At 64.6% G+C, this 6,339-nt stretch carries 7 protein-coding genes; 2 read left to right on the forward strand and 5 right to left on the reverse strand.

Going from position 1 to position 6,339, the window contains the following annotated elements; all coding sequences use genetic code 11:
- The 4 genes from VMJ11_RS17295 to flhD form a co-directional block, all read right to left on the reverse strand.
- On the reverse strand, positions 1-482 hold a 482-nt coding region (locus tag VMJ11_RS17295; RefSeq protein ID WP_325620612.1), incomplete at its 3' end, for a flagellar motor protein MotB.
- A gap of 31 nt (positions 483-513) precedes the next feature.
- The gene (motA, locus tag VMJ11_RS17300; protein WP_325620613.1) at positions 514-1,374 is read right to left on the reverse strand and encodes a flagellar motor stator protein MotA; all 861 of its coding nucleotides are present in this window, start codon (positions 1,372-1,374) and stop codon (positions 514-516) included.
- Positions 1,375-1,872: 498 nt separating this feature from the next.
- On the reverse strand, positions 1,873-2,415 hold the full coding sequence (flhC, locus tag VMJ11_RS17305) for a flagellar transcriptional regulator FlhC (RefSeq protein WP_325620614.1): 543 nt from the start codon (positions 2,413-2,415) through the stop codon (positions 1,873-1,875).
- A gap of 113 nt (positions 2,416-2,528) precedes the next feature.
- Positions 2,529-2,846 (reverse strand): flagellar transcriptional regulator FlhD, encoded by a 318-nt coding sequence (flhD, locus tag VMJ11_RS17310; RefSeq protein WP_325620615.1) that lies wholly within the window; start codon positions 2,844-2,846, stop codon positions 2,529-2,531.
- Positions 2,847-3,406: 560 nt separating this feature from the next.
- On the opposite strand from flhD, the gene VMJ11_RS17315 reads away from it, so the two are divergent.
- On the forward strand, positions 3,407-4,471 hold the full coding sequence (locus VMJ11_RS17315) for a glycosyltransferase family 4 protein (RefSeq protein WP_325620616.1): 1,065 nt from the start codon (positions 3,407-3,409) through the stop codon (positions 4,469-4,471).
- A gap of 225 nt (positions 4,472-4,696) precedes the next feature.
- Here the strand turns inward: VMJ11_RS17315 and VMJ11_RS17320 are convergent, their stop codons facing one another.
- On the reverse strand, positions 4,697-4,993 hold the full coding sequence (locus VMJ11_RS17320; RefSeq protein ID WP_325620617.1) for an H-NS histone family protein: 297 nt from the start codon (positions 4,991-4,993) through the stop codon (positions 4,697-4,699).
- A gap of 287 nt (positions 4,994-5,280) precedes the next feature.
- Between VMJ11_RS17320 and aqpZ the strand changes: the two genes are divergently transcribed.
- Positions 5,281-6,030 (forward strand): aquaporin Z, encoded by a 750-nt coding sequence (aqpZ, locus tag VMJ11_RS17325; protein ID WP_325620618.1) that lies wholly within the window; start codon positions 5,281-5,283, stop codon positions 6,028-6,030.
- Positions 6,031-6,339 lie beyond the last annotated feature (309 nt).

Consider the following 6,339-nt stretch of genomic DNA (forward strand, 5'->3'; position numbering starts at 1 on the left):
CGGATCTGCTGCTTGAACTGGCGCAGCACCGGGTTCGCCTCGATCGCCGCCATCAGCTTCACTTGCAGGTCGTGCAGGCGCACCTGCTCCTTGCGCTCGAGCGAGCCCTGGAGCTGCTTCGAGGCGTCGTCGTCGTCGTGCTTCGAAGTTTGGCGCTCCGAGCGCTCGGTCTGGCCGTCGCTGCGGCGCGTGATGCCGTTTTGCGGCGAGGAGATGTCGCGCCCGCCGCCCTTCACGATGCTCGAGTCTTCGGCGCTGCGGTCGCCGCCCCAGAGCGTGACCTTCAGCGGCTGGTTGAAGTAGTCGGCAATGCCGCGCAACTGCACCGACGAAGCCGACGACAGCAGCCACATGAGCAGGAAGAACGCCATCATCGCGGTCATGAAGTCCGCGTAGGCGAGCTTCCAGGCGCCGCCGTGATGGCCGCCCTTCTTCGGCGCGGCGCGCTTGACAACGATTGCGCGGTCCTTGCTATTGCTCATTGCCCGTTCCTTGCGTGCGTCATGGCCTGCCTTACTTCGCCTTCACGCGGCGCACGTGCTCTTCGAGCTCGGTAAACGACGGGCGCTCGGTCGAGAACAGCACCTTGCGGCCGAACTCCACGGCGATCGCCGGCGCATAGCCGTTCAGGCTCGCGAGGATCGTCACCTTGATGCACTGGAACATCTTGGTCGACTCGGTCACGCGCTGCTCCGCGAGGCTCGAGAGCGGGCCGATCAGGCCGTACGAAAGCAGAATGCCGAGGAAGGTGCCCACCAGCGCCTGGGCGATCATCTCACCGAGGACCGCGGGCGGCTTGTCGGCCGAAGCCATGGTGTGCACGACGCCCATCACGGCCGCGACGATACCGAACGCGGGCATCGCGTCGCCCACCTTGGCGAGCGCGTGCGCGGGGGCCTCGCCTTCGGCGTGGTGCGTTTCGATTTCCTCGTCCATGAGGCTTTCGATCTCGAAAGCATTCATGTTGCCGCCCACCATGAGGCGCAGATAGTCGGTGAGGAATTCGACGATGTGCGGATCGGCGAGGATTTTCGGGTACTGCGTGAAGATCGGGCTCTTCTGCGGGTCGTCGATGTCCGCTTCGAGCGTGAGCGTGCCCTCCTTGCGCGCTTTCGCGAGCAGGACATAGAGCAGCGCGAGCAGCTCCATGTACACGTCCTTGTTGTACTTGGCGCCCTTGAAGAGCGAAGGAAGGACGCGCAGTGTCGCCTTGATCGTCTTGATGCCGTTGCCGAGGACGAAGGCGCCAACGCCCGCACCGCCGATCATGAGCAGCTCCATGGGCTGCATGAGGGCCCCGAGATGGCCACCCTCCAACGCATAGCCGCCGAAGACGGACAAGATCGTCACGAGTGTTCCCACGATAATCAGCACTGCCGGGTCCTCACTAGAAATGCGCCGCGAACCGCCGTTGGCCCGCGCCCTTAGCTGGGTTTACGGCATCGGCGCGAAAAACTTTGGGATTGGGTGAGCGCGGGCTGCCCGCTCGCCAGGCCCGCATCGCCAACGTGACCCGCAAATACGGGGCTGGGTCGCGAGGCCGCGCGGGGCTTGGGTTCTAGCCGCGCCGATGTGGCTGCGTGCAGCTCAGATCGAACGCCAGCGGGTACTGCGACAAGGCGTCGCCGGCGGGCTGGGCCGGGTTTATCCGGGTTCGTGGCCCAGCACGCATGGCTGGCCGTTTTGTGGCGCGCGCCGTTCGCGGTCGGGGTGGCTTCGGTTGGCGGCCGCGGCTTTCGGCCCCGGTCGGCAGCCTCGGCTTGGGAGCGTGGCTTGTGGTCTCGGCTTGCGCCCCCGATTGACGATCTCGGTTTGTGGCCTCGTTCGGCGAAATCGGCTGGCAAACCCGGCCGGCTAGCCCGGTGCGCAACGTCAGGCGGCGATCTGCGGCGCGAGCGCGCCGCGCCGTGTGCGGCCCGCCCGCGAAGGCGGCTGGCACAGTCCGCAGACGAAGCCGCGCTGCGGATCGTGCGCGTGGGCCACGTAGTGGCCGCCGCAACGGCTGCATGGCGTCATCTGCAGCAGGCCGGAGGCGAAATAGCGCACGAGCGTCCATGCGCGCGTGAGGCTCAGCGCGGGTTCGTCGCCCTGCAGCCGCAAGTGCTCGAGATAGAGCCGGTAGCTCTTCACGATCGCGTGGATCGGCTCGCAGCGCCCGTGGCGGCTCATGAACATGAACGTGTTGTAGAACAGCGAGGAATGGACATTGGGCTGCCAGGTCATGAACCAGTCGGTCGAAAACGGCAGCATGCCCTTGGGCGGCGACTCGCCCTTCACTTCCTTGTAAAGCCGGATGAGCCGGTCGCGCGAGAGCGAGGTCTCCGCTTCGAGCAGTTGCAGGCGCGCACCCAGCTCGATTAGCTCGATCGCCAGCGCGATCTCCTTCACTTCCTGCACCACACTCTTTGTCGCCATAAGCACCCGTTGGAAGCCGCGAAGGAATGCGCACCACGCCTGCAGCCGCTCGCGGGCCGCACAGGTATGAGGCGCTGCCGCGCGCCGCGGTGCGGGCAGGTTCAGCCGATATTTCAGCCGATCTGCTCGACGTTCTGGCCCGCCATGACGATCGCCGAATGGGTCAGCGCGGTTTTGCCCTTGTCGGCGAGCGCGCTGAGGATGGCGTGGTCGTCGAACCGGAAACGGCATAGCAGCTGGTTCGATGCGGCAAGGCGTACGGTCTGCGCGAAAGAGAGACTCGCGAGCACCTCGGCGGACTGCTCGGAGATGCCCATGCGGAACATGCCCGTCGGCTTGTCTTCACGTAAAAGTCGTTGCGCGAGCAACAGGTACGACAGGTTCACTTCCTTGATCTCATTGAGCATGTCGCTGTGCGTCGTCGCGCTCATGGATTCCCCCGAATCAAAACGCGGCGGCTGGTCGGGCCGCCCGCGGAAAACGTTTGCTCGCCCAGCTGCAGCCCAAGCGCAGCCAAACGGCCTGTTTATGGTCGTGTTTGCATTGTGGCTGGGGCACGAACAAATGGAAATCGGACGGATGCCGCGACGCGTTGCGAGAAAAGCGCCCGCAACTACGTAAGAATTTTTCTGACAAAGGGACAGGAAGCGAGGCGGGAAGCGGCGCGCGTCATGACAGACGCATAGGCAGCACGGGCGGGATCGAAAGCGCGGAAATTATAGACTTTTTCATTGGGGTGCCATGTTTGCGTGCACGCCGCCCGCCGCCCGGGCACGGCGCTTGCATGGTGCCGCCAGTGGCGCCTCACGCTCTGCAATCGCGTTCTACCCGGGCTGTATCCCGCTGTAACAACATTAAGCGTTTGCAAAACCGCGTGTGTCTGGCTGCGAAATAGCCATAATCGGACTCAGGGATAACCCGAAACCGGAGTTTGCGTCGCAAGTGCCGCATCAGCGCGCCGCGCGCGGCCAATGCCTAAGGAGATGGACCAATGCGAATCGCACAAATTGCGCCACTTTACGAAGCCGTTCCGCCCAAGCTCTATGGCGGCACCGAGCGCGTCGTGTCCTACCTGACCGAAGCGCTGGTCGACCTCGGCCACGACGTGACGCTGTTCGCCAGCGGCGATTCGGTTACCTCGGCGAATCTCGAGGCCGCCTGGCCGCGCGCACTGCGCCTCGACCCGACGATCCGCGACGCGCTCGCGCCGCACATGGTCTTGCTCGAGCGCGTCCGCCGCGTGGCGCACGAGTTCGACGTGCTGCATTTCCACCTCGATTACCTGCCGTTCCCGCTGTTCTCGACCATGGACACGCCGTTCGTCACGACGCTGCACGGCCGCCTCGATCTGCCCGAACTGCAGCCGGTGTTCGAGCAGTTCCCGAACGCGCCCGTGATCTCGATTTCGGACTCGCAGCGCCAGCCGCTGCCGCAGGCCGCATGGCAGAACACGATCTACCACGGCCTGCCGCGCGATCTGCTCACGCCGCAGGCCGGGCGCAAGCCCGAGTACCTGGCGTTCCTCGGCCGCATTTGCCCGGAAAAGCGCGTGGATACGGCCATCCGCATCGCTGCGCTCTCCGGCCTGCCGCTGAAGATCGCGGCCAAGGTCGACAAGGTCGACCAGGACTACTTCAAGACGGAGATCGAGCCGTTGCTTTCGCAGGCGCACGTGGAGTTCATCGGCGAGATCAACGAGGAGCAGAAGCCCGCGTTCCTTTCGGGGGCGAAGGCGCTGCTGTTCCCGATCGACTGGTCCGAGCCGTTCGGCCTCGTCATGATCGAGGCGATGGCGTGCGGCACGCCGGTGATCGCCTTCAACCGTGGCTCGGTGCCCGAAGTGATCGATCCAGGTATAACCGGCCATATCGTCGAGGATGTGCAAGGCGCCGTGGCGGCACTCCAGAATATCGATTCGCTTTCGCGCGTTGCGATTCGGGCCCAGTTCGAACGCCGATTCACATCGCACACCATGGCCAGCAATTATGTCGACACCTATACGGCGCTGATCGAAGCCGCGCAGCGTCCGGTACTGCGCCGTGTCGCGGCGGGTTGATTGAGAGGGCGTGCAAATTTCGAGATAAATACAGACGAATGGCCAGCGTGAATCGTTTGCGCCAGATCGAATAGCGTAATTAGGCGCATCGCGAAAAAAAGAGCCGCATGACCCATGCGGCTCTTTTATTGATTGAGCGAACAGCGGTGCGGGGCGCTGAGGGTACCGGGTGGTTCGCGGCGGACCCACGCGGCTCCCCGCCTGGTCCCGGACTATTCCGGTGCGTCAGGCGATCAGGTAACGCTCGCGGTTCTTGCCCGCGATCCACTTGGGCGGCTTGCCGCGCCCGCTCCAGGTCGCGCCGGTCTTGGGGTCCTGATAGCGCGGGGGCAGCGGAGCCTTCTTCGGCGGGCGGCCTCGGCGGGCGGCCTCGGCAAACCCCAGGTCCTGGGCGGAGAGACCATACTCGGCAATCTTCTCCCTGATCATGGCGATGACGTCCGCGATTTCCGTGCGCCGCGCTTCATCGGCCTGCGCCTGAAGTCTTGCGATCTGCGCCTTGAGTTCTGAATATTGCGACATTTCTATCCCCCCTTCATTGTCCGTGAAACCGACTCGAACGGAGATTAGACGTAAATAACGGAATTCGCAATCGCTATTAATACTGTTTTATCAGTTTATCTCATCGATTTAACGATCGATCGATCCTGACGCAATTCCCCATACAGCGATCGAAATAATTCGACCAATTACATCGGAATTGACAATCCTTGACAGCACCCGAAAGCGCGACTGTCTAGAATCTGGCATTTCGCGGTGGCGGCGCTTTACGCGGCCCCTTCAAAAATCGACTTTCGAGGTGTCACAAAATGCATTTACCCAAGCGACTCGCTGCTGAACTGATCGGCACTTTCTGGCTCGTCCTCGGCGGCTGCGGCAGCGCCGTGCTCGCCGCCAATTTCGCCGGCCCCGTTCACGGGCTCGGCATCGGCTTCGTGGGCGTCTCGCTCGCGTTCGGCCTGACCGTGCTCACCATGGCCTTTGCCATCGGCCATATCTCGGGCTGCCATCTGAACCCGGCCGTGACCATCGGCCTGACCGTGGCCGAGCGCTTCCCGGTGCGCGACGTCGTACCCTACATTGCCGCGCAGGTGGTGGGTGCGGTGCTCGGCGCATACGTGCTCTCGCTGATCGCCACGGGCCAGCCCGGCTTCGACGTCGTCGCGAGCGGCTTCGCGACCAACGGCTATGGCGAGCACTCGCCGGGCCACTACTCGATGAGCGCCGCCTTCGTGTGCGAGGTCGTCATGACCGCGATCTTCCTGTTCGTGATCCTCGGCGCGACCGACAAGCGCGCACCTGCCGGCTTTGCGCCGATCGCCATCGGCCTGTGCCTCACGCTGATCCACCTGATCTCGATTCCGGTCACCAACACCTCGGTGAACCCGGCGCGCTCGACCGGCCCGGCGCTCTTCGTGGGCGGCGAGGCGATCTCGCAGCTCTGGCTCTTCTGGGTCGCCCCGATCGTCGGCGCGGTGATCGCCGGCATCGTGTATCCGGCATTGGCGGGGCGCCGCGAAGCGATCGAGACCGTGGCCGTTCGCACCGAGGCGGTCTGACGCGCCGCTGCGGATCCAGCCCCGGCAAGCCGGACCGCGAGGCTTCATTTCTGCACCGGCAGCGGGCGCTTCGGCGCCCGTTCGCCTTGCCGGGCGCCGCATCTCCGTGATGGGGGCGCTGCTAGAATCGGGTCACCTCCCACCTTGCCCCCGGAACAAACGCACAGCATGAAGCGTTCACGCCCCCGGCCGATCCGGCCAGCCCCGATGCTCGCTGCATGCCTCGCCGCACTGGTATGCGCGTGCGCGCCGCTGCCCCAGGCGGCCGGCGCCAGCGAGACGGCCTCGGCCCACACGAACGCGAGCGGC

The sequence above is a fragment of the Paraburkholderia sp. genome, from assembly GCF_035501035.1.
Classification (GTDB): Bacteria; Pseudomonadota; Gammaproteobacteria; order Burkholderiales; family Burkholderiaceae; genus Paraburkholderia.